Genomic DNA, 18,040 nt, shown 5'->3' on the forward strand with positions numbered 1-18,040 from the left:
TACGACCAATTCCCGATATCCACCGATTTGCAAAGCTTCCAATTCTGCAGGGACCTTCCCCATCTCCGGGAACTTTTCCAAGTTTTCACATTCGGTCTTGATCTTTGCAAATATCTGCCGAGCATTTTGCAGACTGTTCTCTGCAATGTACAAGACAATCCCTCTTAAATCTGCTGCGGCGGATTCTGTCCATTCTACAGCGAACTTTTTACTTGGCATCCAGTTCCTTCTCCAAAGAAGCAAAGAGATCTTTTTGACGGATGATTTTGCCTTTCGCAACTTCGCCTTCGCTTTGCGCAAACAGCTTAAAAAGCTTTAAACCGTCTTGCATCGACTGGTAAGTGTCAATGTCCAAAAGGACTCCCCTCGCCTCGCCATTTTGCGTCACAATATAAGGAGATCGCGTCTCACAGACATGATCCAAGACCTTTGCCGCATTGGCCTTGACATACGAGATAGGTTTAATGTTTTTTAATTCCGACATACATCCTCGCACTGGACTGAATTCAATACTAAATATAGTCTTTTCAAAACCGGATACAAAAAAAGGACCGCCTTTTTCAAGGCAGTCCTTTTTCAAAGCTAAGGTTTGCTTCGTGCCTACGGCACTCGCAATGACACTGAGCGGATTAGTCCTTACCGTAGACCTTTTCAGCGTAGGTAGCCGTAGCCATCAGGTATTCGCGGTTCATCTTAGCGATGTAATCCACGGTAATACCCTTCGGACAAGCCGCCTGGCATTCGTAAAGGTTCGTGCAGTTGCCGAAGCCTTCCTTGTCCATCTGGGCGACCATCGCGAGAACGCGCTTCTTCGCTTCGACCTTGCCCTGCGGCAAGAAGCTCAGGTGAGAAACCTTGGCAGAAACGAAGAGCATTGCGGAAGAGTTCTTACAGGCAGCGACGCAAGCACCGCAACCAATGCAAGCCGCAGCGTCGAACGCACGGTCAGCCTGATCCTTCGGAACCGGAATAGAAGCGGCTTCCGGAGCGGCACCCGTATTCACGCTGACAAAGCCGCCAGCCTGAATAATACGGTCGAATGCACCACGGTTCACCACGCAGTCCTTGATGACCGGGAATGCCGAAGCACGCCACGGTTCGATCACGATCGTATCGCCATCCTTGAACTTGCGCATGTGAAGCTGGCAAGTGGTAATGCCATGGTCAGGACCATGCGGCATACCGTTGATCACGAGAGAGCACATACCGCAAATACCTTCACGGCAGTCGTGGTCAAAAGCAAAGCCTTCCTTGCCCTGCTTCATTTCGCGATCGTTGACGATATCGAGCATTTCGAGGAAAGACATATCCGGGGAAATGCCGTCGATTTTTACAGTTTCAAATTGACCTTTGGTCTTGGCATTCGGCTGACGCCAGATTTTCAAAGTCAGATGCATATTTCCGCTCATTATTTGTAACTCCGGGTCACGAGGTGAACATTATCGAATGTGAGAGGTTCCTTGGAGAGTTCCGGCGCCTGTCCGTCACCCTTGTATTCCCAAGCACCGACATAGCAGAAGTTTTCGTCGTCGCGCATCGCTTCGCCTTCTGCAGTCTGATGTTCTTCACGGAAATGACCACCGCAGGATTCTTCACGGTGCAAAGCGTCGCGTGCGAGGAGTTCCGCGAATTCGAGGAAGTCTGCCACGTGGTTTGCATTTTCGAGATTCTGGTTGAAGTCACCTTCGCTACCGAGCACGTTCGCATTGTTCCAGAATTCGTCACGGATTTCCGGAATGCGTTCGAGAGCCTTTTCAAGACCTGCCTTGTTACGGCCCATGCCGACGTAATCCCACATCACCTGACCGAGTTCACGGTGAATGTCGGAAACGTTGCGCTTACCGTGAATATTCAAGATCTTGTTCAAGCGTTCCATCGTCTGAGCTTCCGCAGCCTTGAACGCCGGATCCGAAGCAGAAACCTTTTCAAGCTTCGTGCCTGCGAAGTAACCGCCGATGGTGTACGGAATCACGAAGTAACCATCGGAAAGGCCCTGCATCAAAGCAGAAGCGCCAAGACGGTTAGCACCGTGGTCAGAGAAGTTCGCTTCACCGAGAACGAAGCAGCCCGGGATCGTGCTCATCAAGTTGTAGTCTACCCAGAGACCACCCATGGTATAGTGGCTAGCCGGGTAAATGCGCATCGGAACCTTGTACGGGTCTTCGTCGGTAATCTTTTCATACATCTGGAAGAGGTTACCATACTTGGCAGAAACGCCCGACACGCCCATGCGCTTAATTGCATCGGCAAAGTCGAGGTAAACGGCACGCTTCGTTGCACCCACACCCATGCCTTGGTCGCAGACCATCTTTGCATTGCGGGAAGCCACGTCACGCGGCACCAAGTTACCAAAGGACGGATAACGTTCTTCGAGGTAGTAGTAACGTTCGTCTTCCGGAATTTCGTTAGCCGGGCGGGTATCGCCGACCTTTTTCGGAACCCAAATACGACCGTCGTTACGGAGAGATTCACTCATCAACGTGAGTTTCGACTGGTGATCGCCGGTAACCGGAATGCAAGTCGGGTGAATCTGCGTGTAGCACGGGTTTGCAAAGAGCGCACCCTTCTTATAAGCCTGCCAAGCCGGGCTCACGTTACAGCCCTTTGCGTTGGTAGAAAGGTAGAAGACGTTGCCGTAGCCACCCGTTGCAAGGCAGACTGCGTCAGCTTCATAGCTTTCAAGAGCACCGGTAATGAGGTTACGCACCACGATACCGCGAGCCTTACCGTCAATGACGACGAGGTCCTGCATATCGCGACGCGGGAACAGCTTCACAGAGCCCTTAGCGACCTGGCTCATCATCGCCTGGTAAGCACCGAGAAGGAGCTGCTGACCGGTCTGGCCACGTGCATAGAACGTACGGGAAACCTGAGTACCACCGAAGGAACGGTTAGCAAGAAGTCCACCGTAGTCACGGCCGAACGGAACGCCCTGAGCCACGCACTGGTCAATAATCAAATTCGAGTTTTCAGCGAGACGATGCACGTTCGCTTCACGTGCGCGGAAGTCACCGCCCTTCACGGTATCGTAGAAGAGACGATAAACGGAGTCGCCGTCGTTCGTATAGTTCTTGGCTGCGTTGATACCGCCCTGTGCTGCAATGGAGTGTGCACGACGTGGCGAGTCTTGATAGCAGAACGCAAGAACGTTGTAGCCAAGTTCACCGAGAGAGGCAGCGGCACTTGCACCGGCAAGACCCGTACCGACGACGATGACCTTGAATTTACGCTTGTTGGTCGGGTTCACGAGTTTGAGTTCAAACTTGTGACGCGTCCATTTTTCGGAGATAGAACCACCAGGAATATGGGCATCCAGAATCATATTAGCGAGCTCCTTCCTTGTTCATGACGTAGGAATACTGGAAACCATCTTCAAGCTTCACGGCGGAAGTCTTCTTGGATTCCTTTTCCTGCATCTGCTGTTGCTTCTGAACTTCAAGCTTCTGCTGGTAGACTTCGCTACGAGCCACTTCACGCATCTTCTTGACTTCATCGGTGTTAGCGATGTAGCAAGAGAAAGCGGCTTCGAAAGCGAAACCGAGCGCCACGATTACGCTGTAGACAACGCCTGCGAGGTCGATAATCGGAGTCCACTTCTGGTGAGCGACACCCATCGTCTGGAATGCAGAAGAAATCGCGTGGAACAAGTGCATGCCGATAACGAACATGCTGATCAAATAGAAGACGGTCCAGAACGGACTTGCGAACATGTCGATCGTCGTGAGCCACATGTCACGAATGATCATGCCTTTTTCATTTTCGTACAGGTAGTGAACGCCGAACTTGAGAACCATCAAATGCTGGATCACGAAGCCGAGAACGAAAATGCCGGACCAAATCATGGTGAAGCTTGCAAAAGTCTTGTGACCCTTGCGAGCGTTCACTTCATAAGCTTCAGGACCGCGAGCCTTGCGGTTTTCAATCTTCAGCTTAATAGCGAGGCCGACGTGAATGATGAACAGAGCCACAAGTCCGAGTTCGATGAAATAAATCATCGGCTTCATTCCCGTGAGCAACTGCGTGTAAGCGTTGTAGTGGGCCTGCGCGACAGATTGGTCCAAGTTGATAAGTTGCAAGTTACCAACCATGTGTCCAAAGATGAACAGCGCAAGGCATGCACCGCTAGCACCCATGATCTGCTTCTTACCGATAGAAGAAGTCAGATACTTGATTATCCATTGCATGTGGTTTTGTCTCCTTAAGTGTGAATATTAGCCGAGAACGGTGCAAGCCTTGTTGGAAGCCGCTTCGTACTCATAAAGATCTTCTTTCTTGAACCAGAAAGCCACTTCGCGTTCGGCGCTTGCCGGGCTATCGGAACTGTGGACGACATTTTCGGTCATCGACGGGGCAAAGTCGTAACGGAGCGTACCCGGTTCAGCCTTGGCCGGATTGGTAGCGCCGTTGATTGCGCGGACAGCCGCAATTGCGTTTTCACCAGCGAGAGCGATCATGACCGAAGGTCCCTTGGTCATGTACGCTTCGAGTTCCGGAAAGAACGGCTTGTTCACGTGTTCTGCATAAAAACCGCGGGCTTCTTCAGAAGTCATCTGGTGCAACTTGAGACCGACAACCGAGAGACGAGCGCTCGTGTAGCGATCCAAAATGCGACCGATAAGACCTGACTTCACGCCATTCGGCTTGATCATAGCAAATGTCATTTCCATAATATTATACCGCCTTGAAAGGTTGTCCAAATATAATTATTTCGTCTTTTATTCCTGCTCGGAAATCTTCCGATTCAATTCTTCCGACAGTTTTCCGCCGCTTTGGATGTCTTTAATAAGCCATTCCACCGACTCACGGAGGTCACTTTTCGGGTATTTTTCCATAAATTGAGTCAAAACAGCGAGAGCAGCGGTGTCCTTCTTCAAATTTTCACGCAGCTGGAAGCCACGGGCGAACATCGCCTTTTCCGCGAACGGAGATTCGGGCCACATCGAGAGGAAGGCCGCATATTCCTTTTCGGATTCCGCAAATTTTCCGCGTTCCGCATCGAGCTTCGCAAGTTCGAGGATCGAACGGGCATACAAGGAGTCTTCTTCATCGACCGAAAGATCCTTGATGCGTTCCCACGTGAGCCATGCACCAGAAAGGTTCCTGTTCGCATACATGGAATCCGCACGAGCTTGCAAATCCTCTGTCGAGAAGAGGTCTTCTCGCGGCAGGTAAAACTTGTCGATGACCGAAACCGGATGCTTCTTGAAGGCTTCCCTTCTAAAGCGTTCAAACCAGCTGCGGGCAAAGCCTGCCGCCGCACCCTTATAAACGAGTACCTTGATTGAATCCAAGTTTTCCGTTTTCGGAAGCTTATCCTGTTCACGGTAATATTCGTACAGGAAAGCCTTGTCCGGTGTCTGAGCAAAAACGCCCATGTCGCCGGAGACCTGTTCCAGAGTCGCATTCGGGAAGATTGCCGCGCCATACTTTGCAAAAACTGTCTTCAAAGAATCTTCCGGAGTAAAGAAGCCATTCTTCGCAAGCGAGTCAGAGAAAGCCTTTCGGTAGAAAGACATCTTGGCCATGAGCTGCAACTTGTTGAAGAGATCCGTCTTGTCGAGACCTGCGTCACGGGCTGCCAAGGCTTTGAGCTTCCACGTCGAAATCATCTGTACGCGGCGACGGCGCGGATACTGCGGACGAAGACGCTCCGGAAGTTCCAGATACAAGCCTCGCACATCCTTTTCGGTAACGAACGGCTTGCCGTCGATTGTCGCAAGCACATAGTTCGAATCCAGCGGGAGATCCTTACCGCCCGAAATTTTGCTTTCGATTTCCAAGGTAACGCTGTCGAGAGGCGCGCCATTGAATTCCGCGGCATGTGCGTCGTAATACTTTTGCACTTCCGGATATCGGATCGGTTCCAAGCGATACTTGTAACGCGCCTGTAACAGGCTGTCGCCACTATGCCCCGCCATCAGGTTCTTGAATTCCATCACGAAGCGTTCCGCAATGACCGAGTCGCGGCCTTCTTCCGGCAAAACGTCCGGTGCGCGGCGCAGCAGAACCTTCAAGGCGACAGAAGTCGACGGCCCTTGGATGAGGCGAACTTCACCGACCGCCAAGGAATCCTTGCCAAAGAGAATTTCACGGACGGAATCTACGGCCATAACCCCTTCACGCGAATTCGAAAGAAGGGTTTCTTGCTTCAAGCCTTGGATATCCGCAAGTGGAACCTTACGAGAATCCAAGTCCGCAAAAGCTTTGTTCACAAGAGCCGTATCAGCGGATACCACGTAGGCAAGTTCCACCTTGGAAATCGTCTGGGCATCGAGAAGTCTTTTGGTATAGCCTTGGAGCGTTCCAGAGTTTTCCTTCAGATACAGCTGCTTCGCCACATTTTCGCGACAATCGCTCAGACGATTGCAAGAATCCTTGGCGAACAAAGCCTTATTCTTGTCAAAATATTCCTGCAGAGCCGCATCCGTATGGCAAAGGTTCTGGGAGACGTAGAATTCGTCAAAGGCACGCATCAAGAAGCGATCCTGCAAATTCACCATCGTCTGCTGGATGTTCGGGTTTTCTTCCCCCACAAGCTTCTTCGCTTCTTGGTAGATCATGCGGGCTTCGATGATATTTTCAAGAGCCGCCTTTTCCTGACCCGGTTCCGCAAAAGAACGGGAAGCACGCTTCAAAAAATCCACATCGGACTGGTAAATTTTTTCCGCACCCACCTGAGCGACAATCTTGTCCGCAGGCTTGGACTGGCATCCAAACAACGCGCAAAGGCTCAACGCAGAGCCGACAGACGCAAGTATTCTAAACGTTTTCATCAAAGAAAAACTCCAAAAGGTCTAACAAATTAATTCAGGGAAGCAAGGGCTTCTTCCAAGGTCCTGTGGATTTCCAACAGCTGGTCCGCACCGATGATTTCGATGATTTCCAGAACGTTTTCGTTCACGTTCGCCACTTTGAAAACGCCGCCAACGCCTTTCACCTTCTTGTTTACAAAAAGGAGTGCGCCAAGACCCGTACTGTTGATGTAGCGCAAACGGGAAAAATCCGCGACAAGAGTCGTCACTTCACCGTCCAAGAGTTCGACGATCCGATTGGACGTCGCCTCGGCATTGGTGGAATCCAAATCGCCGACGAAGCGCAACAGGCGCGCCTTAGGACAATTTTCAATGGTTTCAATGCTCAAGAGTTCTGGATTTTCACTCATTTTCCCTCGCGTATCCTGACAATGTCGACTTCCACGCGGCGCGGTTCTACGCGGTAACGCATTTCAGACGACAGTTTTTTTACAAGTACAATTCCGCGGCCTCTTACCGAGTCCGGGTTCATTTTGGGATGTTCATACTTTTCAATCAAAGCCTTTTGAGCTTCATCGGAAAGTTCTTCACACTGGTTCGCCACCGTCAAATTGATTTTCAACTTGTCGAATTTCATCTTTAGTTCAAAGACGCCATCAACCGGCTTACCATGTTCAATTGCGTTATTCGCCAGTTCATCGACAATCGATTCCATGATGAAGGCGTCTTTTTTCCCGTAGCCCTTGCTACGCAAAATTCCCTCGATTAAACGGCGAGTCGGCGGAACGACTGAAGTATTTGCGGGCAAAACCAAATTCACTTCTCGCGAAGCGCCTTTGTATTCCCAACGAAAATGGTCCACGTATGCCTGCAGATTGCGGAATGCCGGAATCACTAGGTCCACGCCCATGAGCTTGAGCTTTTCGGCAAGGCGCGCATGAGCGGCAAAAACGGAAATGCTCCCTAAACGCGCAACGACCCGGGACCGCAGTCCCATAATCGCTCCGACAGCAGGCGAGCTTAAAAAGTTGACTTCGGAAAGGTCCACAGCCCAGTGCAGGGCGCCTTTCCCATAGTATTCGTCCACTAGAGCGGTAATTTGCGGAATTTCATTCAATCCGATATCACCGCTCAGTTTGAGCAGCGTGACTTCGGGCTCTTCGGCTAAGGGCTTTACAACAACTTGATTCATGCGACGGGGATTTCCCTTTTGGCAACCGGTTGATGGTCAGCGCCCAAAACGACAATCGAAATCGTCGTCGGTTCTGCCGAAATTTCAAGCGAAAAACAAGAATCCTTCCACGCAGAGAGTTCCTGTTCAAACAATTGTTCAGTTTCCTTTTCCACACAAGCTAACGCCGCTTCAGAGACGTCCAAAGCGGACGCATAGTCCTCGACGGATTTTTTCAGAGTCGGGAAAAAATCCTCATCGGCAGAAACAGCTAGGTGAATGGTTCGAATACCTTCCATACACCCCCAATATATATAGTTTTCTAGTTATATTGCAATATGTGAAACGGTTAAAGCCCGCTGTCGCCATTGGCATTTTCGCCATATTCGTAGGTTGCCTTGTGGCTTTAGCCTGGTTTGGACGCTATTATCTTAGTCTATATCTGAACACTTCCCACACCTACGGGGTCGTCCAAGTCCACTTCCAAGGGCATTCTTCGGGCGGTCTTTTGGACCACCGGTGGAATTCTATCCGGGTAGAAGGCCCTGGTTTTGACGTTGCTGTGCAAAAACCGCAGGTCAAAGCCCATATTATGCTTTCGCCCACAGAAGACTTTATCCATGTCGATATGGATACGGTGAAAGCAAAGATCCAGCCGTCCCAGTTCCCCAAATCCGAAAACGACACCGCGGCGTTCGCCATCCCGGATTTTCGCATTCCGCTGGACGCACGCGTAAGAATCGGCCACGTGCAAGCCGATGTGGATTCCGTCGGCAGTTGGAGCGTCGATTCCCTCAAGGTCAAACCTCTCGGCAACCGTGCGGCACAGCTTTCCTTCCAAGAAGCTCAAGGGGATTATTTGGAAAGGAAGATTTCGGGCAAGGTAATTCTCTCTTGGCAGGGCGAGTTCCTTTCGGCAAATGTCAAAGCGATTACCGAAGATAACGATAGCGTCACCGTCGCCCTCAACGCCCCGCAGAACTCCCTCAGCGATCTTTCGGGAACGGCCGAGCTTCACGTCAAAAATCCGAAGAAGCTCGTCAAAGGCGCGATTCCAAAAAGCGTTTCTATCAAAGACATCCATGTGAACGCTTCGTTTAGCGCAAATGCGGAAAAGAAGAAGTTTTCTTACGACGCTCGTCTCCGTACAAAGCTTGGCGCCTTTTGGCCATTGCCCGCCTTGAACGCGGACCTGCGGGTGCAGAGCAACGAAAAAATGAACTTCGTTGTGAACGGAAAACTGACCGGGAAAAATTCAAGTCAGCGCATCGACATTCGAGGCAGGGTCGATAAGAACCTGAACGGTAAAGTCAACGTGAACATTCAAGGCATTGAAGCTTTGTTCGGTCCCAGGTTCCAGCCGCTTGACTGTTCCGTTTCTGCCACCAAGAATTCCAAGGACGCGTTGAGCGCCCATGTGATTACCAAAGCAGGCTCGATCGTCAACGCAGAAATCTCCGGTCTCGACAAGGGTCCGTTTAACATTGATTTTACAGGCGACATCGCCGCGAACGAAGCTTGGACAAGACGTTGGAGCGGAGAGCATTTGAAGCTGAACACGCGTCCGCAGGTAAAGGGTTCTTTTCACGATGGGAAATTACATGCCGACGTAGCGATTGCCCCGGTAGAATACGCTTATACGATGAAGGCGGATTCCGTTTTCACCTCTCTTGTTTTGGACAAAAACGGAATCGACTTTATCAAGGGATTTATTCGAACGCCAAAAGAAAACTTCACCTTTACGGGTGACGTGAAATGGAAAGATTCCATCCCGCATACTTCTTGGCAGGTGAACCAATCCGACGGCGGTTACGGCAAAGCGTTCATCACCTTGGATTTGGAAATGGAAAGCGAAGCGCACAAGGTGCGTCTTTCCACGATTCCATTTGCAGACACGACCTTGCTCCAAGGTCTCGACGGTATTGCGACCGGTACGTTCAACCAAAACTTTGAATTTTGGAACGGCAACATTGAGTTGGACGTGGAAACGGAGATTGCCCAAATTCCTTTGAACGGGCACTTCAAGTTGCACAATTCCATCGACAGCATCTCTCTCGACAAGGCTTTGATTTCTACAGGTACAAACTCGATTGAAATCGAAGGCTCCGCGTTATTGCATTACGATTCAACCGAAGCTTTCTTTACCAGTGCAAAACTCGTGGACGTTTGGGCGTCGACCGACAAGTTTGACATTCCGCTTCTGCTTGCGCCTTATGAAAAGTCTCCACTTGCCACGGGTATGTTTAGCGGAAACGTTTCGTACCGCAAAGGCAGCGGTCTTCAAGGTTCCCTGCAGTTCTCGAACCTGAGTTTCAAGAATGTTTCCCCGGACTTTTTCTCGATTCCCAAGCTCGATGTCTTTGCGGAAACAGAAAAGATGCAGATTTCAGGCAACATCAGCGCGGGCGAGCGCACCTGGAACGGTGACTTGCAGATTGACGTGAACGGACTTCTAGAACCGAAGCGGCATATCTTTGCGTACTTCACAACGCCTGTCGGCGGCACCGCTTGGCTCGACGGCGACATTGATTCAACATTCAAATGGTCAGGCAAGGCCCAGCTGACCGGTTCTTGGTTCCTGCCCGAAAACATGGGTGAAATCGTTTACACGGATTTCAAGGCAGACGCGACTGGTGACTTGCGACACTTCCTCGACAGCTTAAATCTTTCGTTCCATTCCGACTCCACAGCAATCGACACTAAACGCGGTTTTCCAATTTTGCCGGTTTCTTTTAGTGGAACATTCAAGGATGGCATTTTCAACATTCCAGATGCAAAGCTGACAAACTCGCAAGGCGAATCCATTCTCGCAAGCGCAAGTTACAACCTCAAGAGTGGAACGCTAGGCAGCGTGGACATCAACACCGACCAGTTCTCGCTCACCTGGAATCAAATCCACCATATTCGTTTGAGCAAAATCAACGGTCACTTGGAAGATTCCGAAAAGGAATTCACCCTTTCGCTGCAACTGGACACGATTTCTTACAAATTAAACAAGCCTGAATGGGGCGACGCAGACGCATCGGCACACGGTACCGCTATCGTTCACTTGCCGCATGCCGTGAACGGAAGCTTTGCAAACCCCACGATTGAAGGGAACTTCCTATTGAACCGTGCCGTTTACAAGAAAGACTTCTCGGTGGAAATCGGATTTGGCAGTTTGAGCAAAATTTCAGCAACGCTTTCCGGATTCTTTACCAAGGTGCGCCGTACAAGACCTCCACTGAAAAAGACCGCCGCCAAATCCCGACCGCTTAACCTTTCGCTCCACATCAGCGATTCCCAGCGTGATACGATTGCAATCCTTACCAACCTTGCAAACTTCCCGCTGACCGTAGACCTTTGGGTTCTCGGAACCACCGACCATCCGCTGCTCCGAGGAGACATCAACAACTCCGCAAACGGAACGATCGGTCTCAAGGATCTTTTCCAGTTCGATCTGGAATCCTTTGCGATTTCTTTCCAAGACGTTCCATGGGACAGAGGAACTATCCACGTTTCAAGCGTTCAGAATTTGCCGTACTGTAAAACGACAGAGAACCGTGACGAAGATGAAACTTGCCCGGTGCACCTAGACATTCTCGGTACGCTGACCGCGCCAAAGCCAATGCCGAGCGCAAACTGCGGAGTAGACGATTCCCCAGCTTCGCTATATTACAGTGTTCTTCTCGGCTGTATGTCGGAAGAAGAAAATTCGACAATCGACAGAAATAAGGTGGCAGGAAAACTCATCGGTAGCGTTCTCACGACAACGGCAAACAAAACGCTTGGCGGTGAATATGTGGGCGACATCAGTATGAAGCTCAAGCTGTTTGACGAAGAAACTATCTCCGAAAAGGATTCGAGCTACCTCATGATTCCGATTTCACTCGACCGTTGGGTCAAAGATTTAAGCTTTGTCTTTGGATACAAGCAGGACCAGAGTGAAACACCGACATACGACCGCGCTCTCGAAGCGGGCATCACTTATACGATTCCCGCCTTCTCGGAAGAAGACAAGACCAAGAACCCGGAACATTACAGTCCAAAGCTCGACTTCGGTGCAAACCTGATTTCAAAGAACTACATTACCACGACAGATGAAGACGAACACCGTCTAGAGAAAAACGTGGGCTTTCACTACAGCTACAAATTCTGGTCTCCGCGCCTATTCGGATTTGGAAAAACTTCCGAAGAAAAGAAGAAAGAAAAAGAAGCTGAAAAGGAGAAGAAGTGATGCAAAAACTCCTTTGGATTCTCCTTTTCTTTTCTGTCGCCCTTTGGGCTATAGAACCGGATGCGGACACTACAGCCGTTCCGATTAAAAATCCGTGGAAGGTCTCGTTCATCGGCAACCACCTTTATTCCGACGAAGAGCTGGCTATAGAACTAGACATTCCGGAGGAATTCGGCATTGTCGATACGACGCGTCAAGACTTTTTGATGCGCGTCGCCAGAACCAACTTGGAACTTCTGTACTATTCTGCCGGTTACTTCAGCTATACGGCAAAACTTGAAGTGCTGCGCAATCACGTCGACAAAAACGACTCCGTTCCCTATACGCTCTACCGCTTCCGCATGGAAGAAGGCAAGCCTTACAAATTCAGCAAAATGCATATCGAGGGAGACTCCACCGCCGACACCGTGAAGCTCACGGGACTCCGCTTTAAGGAAGGAAGCGATTACGACCCACTCGTCGTCCCGGACGATGTGCAACAGATCCAGGTTCTTTACCGTGAAAAGGGATACCTGCATGTTCGCGCGGATTACCTCGAATACCTCGACACCTTGAATCACCAGGTAAACGTCGAAATCTACATCGAGCCCGGAAAACAGGTGCGTATGGGAGATTTCTCGAGCCATACTCAAAAGCCGCCACGCATTGCAAAGCTTGACACCACCGATACCGAAGGCTTATCGGATACCGCCTGGCTGAATTCTCTTTGGCGAATTCCCAAGGGAGAAGTGATCAACGGAAAAACCTATGCAACCTTCCGCAGCAAGCTTCTTTCTACCCAGATATTTACCTCGATTCACCTGGAAGACTCTCCACGAAACGACAGCCTTTCCGACATTCACTTTAGCGCCGTCGAACGCATGCCTGGCGAAGCACACTACTCCGTCTTCTTTGAAGAAGTTTACGGCTTTGGTGCATCGGCAATGGTCAAGCACAAGAACTTCCTTGGGCACTTCCACGAAGGATCGGCAAGCATTCTCGTGGCGCAGAATAAACAGGAACTCACCCTCGGTTATGCAAACCCGCTTTTGTTCGGAACGCGCTTTAACTTCATTCCGACGGCAATCCGTTTTGATGACCACATCAGTTTTAACCACGAAAAGACTTCCCCGCCAGCGTACCCGGACAGCACCGAAGAACGCTATGAAGTCATCAACCGTGGAGACTTGACCTTCGGTCTTTCCAAAAACATCCGCTTTCGCGCAACCCTCGATACGCGTTTTGTGCAAAAGAATGAATCGCGTCTGTTCAAAGTGAAAGGCGAAACCGCGTTGGCATTTGACTTTACCGATGATTACTTCAACCCGACAAAGGGTCTCCGCTTTGCTCCGCGTCTTGGTGCAGGTGCAAACTTTACCGGTAGCATCCGGAACGCCGAAATGAAGGGAAATCCGTACACCTATGGCGAATTGACATCGACCGGATACCTGCCGCTATTTGGGCCGTTCCTTTCTGCAGGCAGCGTAAGCTATGGACGTTTCTTTGACAAAGCGATGGAAGACGATGCCCGCATCTTCTACCAGGGTGGTTCCCGCACCGTCCGCGGTTACCGTTTCCGCAGCATTTATCCGAGCTATACAAGTACCGATGAAGAAGGCGAAGAAGTCATCCACACGGGACTTACACCGCAGTATTTACGCTTTAACGTAGAACTGCGCATCAATTCCCCCTTTGAAGCCATCAAGAACTGGCAACTGGTGGAATTCTACGACTGGACGCACGTCAGCGACAAGAACAGCGGTCTTTACAGCGGAAAGACAAACGCCGCCTTCGGAACGGGCATCCGTTACAAATGGGAATTCCTGACTTTACGTCTGGACTATACCTTCAAAAAGGATTTTTCGAACTGGGGAATGGAATCGTTCTCCTTTCAGAGAATCAACTTCGACTTGTCCCAAGCGTTCTAAACGCGCCGACGCAAGAGCCTTTATTCAAAAAGATTCGCTTCGAATGGACGGAGAACGCCAAGCGTCGGCGCTTCCTCGTTCGAAAGCAAAAGCTTTTGACCGCTTAAAAGAGAGAGAGCATAGCGGGCGTCTTTTTCAGAAAGGTTCACAAGTACAGTCACCGTTTTACCGTCAAGCGATCTGCGGAAGGCAAAGATCTGCGGATCTTCGGCAAGGATCGGCGTAAAGGTTCCCTGTAGCAGCACCGGGTTTTCTTTGCGAAGGCGTACCAGTTTGCGGAAATATGCCAACGGAGAATTTGAATCCTTTTCCTGAGTGGCAACGTTCAGCTGCACAAAGTTTTCATTCAGCGGAAGCCAAGGCTTTCCCGTCGTAAAGCCCGCATTGAATTCGGAGTCCCACTGCATCGGAGTGCGGGCGTTGTCACGGCTCAGGGCTTTCACAAAGCCAATCGCCTGTTCATGCGAAAAGCCTTCTTGGAGCGCCATCTCGTACTGGCTGCGGGAATTCAATTCGTTATAAGCGTCAATCGAATCCCAGTCCACATTGCTCATCCCGATTTCTTCGCCTTCATATACAAAAGGCGTTCCCCGAAGAGTCAATAACAGCGTCATCAAAGCCTTACTCGCTAGAGCCTTATCCGCCGAATCCGGGAAATAAGCATTGACAGAACGTGGCTTATCATGATTTTCAAAGAAGACCGGATACCAGCCATTCGTCGCCGTTGCCTTCTCGCTTTGGAAAATCGCCTTCTTCAAATCCAAAGTCGAAAGCAAATTCGGATTGTACCAAATGTCCCCACCCTGCAAATGGTTGAATTCAAAGAGCATGTCGAACACGCCTTCGCTCCCTACCCAATGCTTCAATTCTTCGGGACGAATGCCGTTCGCTTCGCCGACAGTGAAAACATTCTTGCCGTCCAAAACCTTCTTTTTGAATTCGTGCAAATAATCGAGAATGCCGTCCCGGTTGGCGGTCATTTCATGTATCAGCACCATACCGTCCGAAGCGTCCGGCTTCCCGTCTGCAAAATCCGCCGGTTTTTTGATGTAGACGACCGCGTCCATGCGGAATCCACCCACGCCTTTTTGAATCCAAAAATTCGCAATGTCGTAAAGCGCATTTCGCACTTCAGGATTTTCCCAGTTCAAGTCTGGCTGAAAATCGCCAAAGGTATGCAGGTAATACTGTTTGCGTTCTTCACACCATTTCCAAGCGGAACCGCCAAAGATTCCTCGCCAGTTGTTCGGTTTATCTCGCCAAATGAACCAGTCGCTCTTCGGATTATCCTTGCTCTTTTTCGATTCTTGAAACCAGGCGCTTTCTTCCGAAACATGGTTGAACACAAGATCCATCACAATTTTGATGTTCCGTTTGTCCGCTTCGGCAATCAGGTTTTCCATATCTTCCATGGTGCCATACAGCGGATTGATCTTGTAAAAATCCGCGACGTCATAACCGTTATCCTTCATCGGCGAAGCGTAAACAGGCGTAACCCAAATACAGCCCACACCCAAGCTCGCAAGGTAATCCAAGCGACTCGTAATTCCCGGAATATCCCCGATTCCGTCTCCATTCGAATCCTGGAAACTACTCGGATAAATTTCGTAACAAACGGTCTTTTTCCACCACTCGAAATCCATCTGCTTCATAAATGTTTCTTCTTGTTGATGACAGCCCAAGCCAAGGCTTGAGCCTAGACAAAAGAAAAAGCATTGGCCGATGAGGGCCAACGCTTTGATAAGTCTATATCGCTTTATTCACGTGTGAGCGTCTTATATTTGAAGCGCTTCGGCGTATCCGCGTCATCGCCCATACGTTTCCGGTAGTCCGCTTCATATTCGCTCCAGTTGCCTTCGAACCAGACAACCTTGGAATCGCCCTCGTAAGCGAGAATATGAGTTGCCACGCGGTCTAAAAACCAGCGGTCATGCGAAATAATCACGGCACAGCCTGCAAAGCGAAGAATCGCCTGTTCCAAGGCCTGCAGCGTTTCAATGTCCAAATCATTCGTCGGTTCATCGAGAAACAGCAAGTTGCCCGGACGCTGCAAATTCTTTGCCATGAGAACGCGGTTGCGTTCACCGCCCGAAAGCACAGAAAGTTTCTTCTGCTGATCGGCACCGGTGAAGTTGAAAAGTCCACAGTAAGCGCGAGCGTTCATCTTGCGTTCCCCGAGGATGATTTCTTCCTTGCCGTTGGCAATCGTTTCAAAGACAGTCTTCGTGTCGTCCAAGCTTTCACGGCCCTGTTCCATGGTGATCATTTCCACCGTATCGCCGATCTTGACGCAACCCGAATCCGGTTTTTCCTGACCCGTGATAATTTTAAACAGCGTAGATTTACCCGCACCGTTCGGACCGATAATGCCCACGATACCCGAACGCGGAAGCGTAAACGAAAGATCTTCGAAAAGGAGCTTGTCGTTGTATGCCTTGCGCAGATTTTCCGCCTGAATCACCACATTGCCGAGGCGCTTTCCGTTCGGGATGTAAATTTGGGCGACCTTGATCTGTTCGCGGCTGTCTTCCGCCAAAAGATCTTCGTATGCCTTCAAACGAGCCTTGTTCTTCGCCTGACGCGCCTTCGGGCTCTGCTTCACCCATTCCTGTTCACGGGCAAGGCGCTTCTGGCGATCGGATTCGCCCTTTTCTTCATTCTTCATGCGGTCCAGCTTCTGGTCCAGCCATTCCGCATAGTTGCCCTGCCATGGAATGCCACGGCCACGGTCAATTTCCAAAATCCAGCCCGTCACATTATCGAGGAAGTAACGGTCATGCGTCACGAGGATCACGGAGCCCTTGTATTCGCGCAAATGGCGTTCAAGCCAAGCGACCGATTCCGCATCCAAGTGGTTCGTCGGTTCGTCAAGGAGCAAAAGGTCCGGTTCTTCGAGAAGCAAGCGGCAAAGAGCCACTCGGCGCTTTTCACCGCCCGAAAGATTCGTCACCTGCCAGTCACCCGGCGGGCAGTTCAGGGCGTCCATCGCGATTTCGATTTTGCGGTCAAGGCTCCATAGATCTTCCGCATCGATCTGGTCCTGAAGCTTCCCCTGTTCTTCCATGAGCTTGTTCATTTCGTCATCGCTCATCGGTTCGGCAAACTTCATCGAAATTTCATTGTAGCGGTCAAGAATCGCCTGTTTCTTGGCGACCGCCTGCATCACGTTTTCTTTGACAGTCAGATTCGGATCGAGCTGCGGTTCCTGCGGAAGGTAGCCCGCGGTGCGGCCCGGTTCAATCCAAGCTTCGCCTTGGAATTCCTTGTCGATGCCCGCCATAATGCGGAGAAGCGTCGATTTACCACTGCCGTTCGTACCGATGATGCCAATCTTTGCTCCGTAATAGAAGCTCAGCGAAATGTCCTTGAGCACCGTCTTTCCGGGCGGATACATCTTGGTCATTCGGTTCATGTAAAAAACAAATTTTTCGGCCATGTGGATTCCTTTACTTCGATTCCGAAGGGTGATGGTCTTGAGTATTTTCTTCTTTTTGCTTCTGCTTGTTCAGCCTGTAATTCTTGATAATGACCGCCAAATCCATAGCGATACCGATTACGAGCAAGAATGAAATGCAATACGCACCGACCGCCGGTTCAACGGTCAGGAAGTCATAATGCTGCCGCACAACAGTTGCGCTTAAATTGTAGATAAAAACCCAGAGCGATGCAAAGGCAGCAAGCGCCATGGCAAGCGATCCAACGGGTGTAATGAATGCACAAGCCGCCGCTAGGGCCACAGCGACCGCAACCGGGATGATTGCACGCGAAGTTTTGATCGGCTGTTCAAAAAAAGCCTTCACCCGAGGGTCTTTTTCCTTCATTTCGTTCACGGCCTTCGACGTTTCTTCATCGAGAACCGTTTCCGGCGTCACCCCGGAGATGAATTCATAAACATTCGGTTCGGCAACAACCTTTTCCGAACAAGAAACATTCACAAGCGGAAAAAGGAATGCCAAGAAAATCAATAAGAATGGAAAAGAAGCAAGTCTTTGAA

At 50.3% G+C, this 18,040-nt stretch carries 15 protein-coding genes; 2 read left to right on the forward strand and 13 right to left on the reverse strand.

Features of this window, described 5'->3' with window-relative positions; all coding sequences use genetic code 11:
• From MR847_RS09780 to MR847_RS09825, 10 genes are all read right to left on the reverse strand, one after another.
• On the reverse strand, positions 1 to 219 hold a 219-nt coding region (locus tag MR847_RS09780; RefSeq protein ID WP_287723644.1), incomplete at its 3' end, for a type II toxin-antitoxin system RelE/ParE family toxin.
• Positions 209 to 580: a type II toxin-antitoxin system Phd/YefM family antitoxin gene (locus tag MR847_RS09785; RefSeq protein WP_287723645.1), complete on the reverse strand. Its 372-nt coding sequence runs from the start codon at positions 578 to 580 to the stop codon at positions 209 to 211. The genes MR847_RS09780 and MR847_RS09785, both read right to left, overlap by 11 nt.
• A 49-nt stretch (positions 581 to 629) precedes the next feature.
• Complete coding sequence (locus MR847_RS09790; RefSeq protein ID WP_353846855.1) at positions 630 to 1,409, reverse strand: succinate dehydrogenase/fumarate reductase iron-sulfur subunit; 780 nt, start codon at positions 1,407 to 1,409, stop codon at positions 630 to 632.
• On the reverse strand, positions 1,409 to 3,322 hold the full coding sequence (locus MR847_RS09795; protein ID WP_287723647.1) for a fumarate reductase/succinate dehydrogenase flavoprotein subunit: 1,914 nt from the start codon (positions 3,320 to 3,322) through the stop codon (positions 1,409 to 1,411). Before MR847_RS09795 ends, MR847_RS09790 begins: the two co-directional genes overlap by 1 nt.
• A 1-nt stretch (position 3,323) precedes the next feature.
• Positions 3,324 to 4,184 carry a succinate dehydrogenase cytochrome b subunit gene (locus MR847_RS09800; protein ID WP_100424597.1) on the reverse strand — a complete coding sequence of 287 codons (861 nt, stop codon included), beginning with the start codon at positions 4,182 to 4,184 and terminating at the stop codon, positions 3,324 to 3,326.
• A gap of 27 nt (positions 4,185 to 4,211) precedes the next feature.
• Positions 4,212 to 4,667, reverse strand: a complete 456-nt coding sequence (gene ndk / locus MR847_RS09805) for a nucleoside-diphosphate kinase (RefSeq protein ID WP_100424598.1) — start codon at positions 4,665 to 4,667, stop codon at positions 4,212 to 4,214.
• A gap of 48 nt (positions 4,668 to 4,715) precedes the next feature.
• Complete coding sequence (locus MR847_RS09810) at positions 4,716 to 6,773, reverse strand: hypothetical protein (RefSeq protein WP_287723648.1); 2,058 nt, start codon at positions 6,771 to 6,773, stop codon at positions 4,716 to 4,718.
• Between the two features lie 29 nt (positions 6,774 to 6,802).
• The gene (locus tag MR847_RS09815; RefSeq protein WP_100424600.1) at positions 6,803 to 7,162 is read right to left on the reverse strand and encodes an STAS domain-containing protein; all 360 of its coding nucleotides are present in this window, start codon (positions 7,160 to 7,162) and stop codon (positions 6,803 to 6,805) included.
• Positions 7,159 to 7,944, reverse strand: coding sequence for an ATP-binding protein (locus MR847_RS09820; RefSeq protein WP_277002912.1), 786 nt, complete (start codon positions 7,942 to 7,944; stop codon positions 7,159 to 7,161). Before MR847_RS09820 ends, MR847_RS09815 begins: the two co-directional genes overlap by 4 nt.
• Positions 7,941 to 8,222, reverse strand: a complete 282-nt coding sequence (locus MR847_RS09825; RefSeq protein ID WP_100424602.1) for a hypothetical protein — start codon at positions 8,220 to 8,222, stop codon at positions 7,941 to 7,943. The genes MR847_RS09820 and MR847_RS09825 overlap by 4 nt, the downstream gene beginning before the upstream one ends.
• A 41-nt stretch (positions 8,223 to 8,263) precedes the next feature.
• On the opposite strand from MR847_RS09825, the gene MR847_RS09830 reads away from it, so the two are divergent.
• On the forward strand, positions 8,264 to 12,139 hold the full coding sequence (locus tag MR847_RS09830) for a translocation/assembly module TamB domain-containing protein (protein WP_287723649.1): 3,876 nt from the start codon (positions 8,264 to 8,266) through the stop codon (positions 12,137 to 12,139).
• The gene (locus tag MR847_RS09835) at positions 12,139 to 14,046 is read left to right on the forward strand and encodes a BamA/TamA family outer membrane protein (RefSeq protein WP_287723650.1); all 1,908 of its coding nucleotides are present in this window, start codon (positions 12,139 to 12,141) and stop codon (positions 14,044 to 14,046) included. The genes MR847_RS09830 and MR847_RS09835 overlap by 1 nt, the downstream gene beginning before the upstream one ends.
• Positions 14,047 to 14,066: 20 nt before the next feature.
• Here MR847_RS09835 and MR847_RS09840 read toward each other — a convergent pair whose 3' ends face one another.
• From MR847_RS09840 to MR847_RS09850, 3 genes are all read right to left on the reverse strand, one after another.
• Positions 14,067 to 15,689, reverse strand: coding sequence for a glycoside hydrolase family 13 protein (locus tag MR847_RS09840; protein ID WP_502798512.1), 1,623 nt, complete (start codon positions 15,687 to 15,689; stop codon positions 14,067 to 14,069).
• Positions 15,690 to 15,802: 113 nt separating this feature from the next.
• Positions 15,803 to 17,482 carry an energy-dependent translational throttle protein EttA gene (ettA, locus tag MR847_RS09845; protein ID WP_277002922.1) on the reverse strand — a complete coding sequence of 560 codons (1,680 nt, stop codon included), beginning with the start codon at positions 17,480 to 17,482 and terminating at the stop codon, positions 15,803 to 15,805.
• A 10-nt stretch (positions 17,483 to 17,492) separates the two neighbouring features.
• Positions 17,493 to 18,002 (reverse strand): hypothetical protein, encoded by a 510-nt coding sequence (locus tag MR847_RS09850; protein ID WP_287723651.1) that lies wholly within the window; start codon positions 18,000 to 18,002, stop codon positions 17,493 to 17,495.
• Positions 18,003 to 18,040: the final 38 nt, after the last annotated feature.

The sequence above is a fragment of the Hallerella sp. genome (assembly GCF_022776125.1).
Classification (GTDB): Bacteria; Fibrobacterota; Fibrobacteria; order Fibrobacterales; family Fibrobacteraceae; genus Hallerella; species Hallerella succinigenes.

Coding starts and splice junctions, on each gene's coding strand:
- MR847_RS09790 (WP_353846855.1), bottom strand. CDS start 1,409: ATGAGCGGAAATATGCATCTGACTTTGAAAATCTGGCGTCAGCCGAAT.
- MR847_RS09795 (WP_287723647.1), bottom strand. CDS start 3,322: ATGATTCTGGATGCCCATATTCCTGGTGGTTCTATCTCCGAAAAATGG.
- MR847_RS09800 (WP_100424597.1), bottom strand. CDS start 4,184: ATGCAATGGATAATCAAGTATCTGACTTCTTCTATCGGTAAGAAGCAG.
- ndk (WP_100424598.1), bottom strand. CDS start 4,667: ATGGAAATGACATTTGCTATGATCAAGCCGAATGGCGTGAAGTCAGGT.
- MR847_RS09810 (WP_287723648.1), bottom strand. CDS start 6,773: ATGAAAACGTTTAGAATACTTGCGTCTGTCGGCTCTGCGTTGAGCCTT.
- MR847_RS09815 (WP_100424600.1), bottom strand. CDS start 7,162: ATGAGTGAAAATCCAGAACTCTTGAGCATTGAAACCATTGAAAATTGT.
- MR847_RS09820 (WP_277002912.1), bottom strand. CDS start 7,944: ATGAATCAAGTTGTTGTAAAGCCCTTAGCCGAAGAGCCCGAAGTCACG.
- MR847_RS09825 (WP_100424602.1), bottom strand. CDS start 8,222: ATGGAAGGTATTCGAACCATTCACCTAGCTGTTTCTGCCGATGAGGAT.
- MR847_RS09835 (WP_287723650.1), top strand. CDS start 12,139: ATGCAAAAACTCCTTTGGATTCTCCTTTTCTTTTCTGTCGCCCTTTGG.
- MR847_RS09840 (WP_502798512.1), bottom strand. CDS start 15,689: ATGGATTTCGAGTGGTGGAAAAAGACCGTTTGTTACGAAATTTATCCG.
- ettA (WP_277002922.1), bottom strand. CDS start 17,482: ATGGCCGAAAAATTTGTTTTTTACATGAACCGAATGACCAAGATGTAT.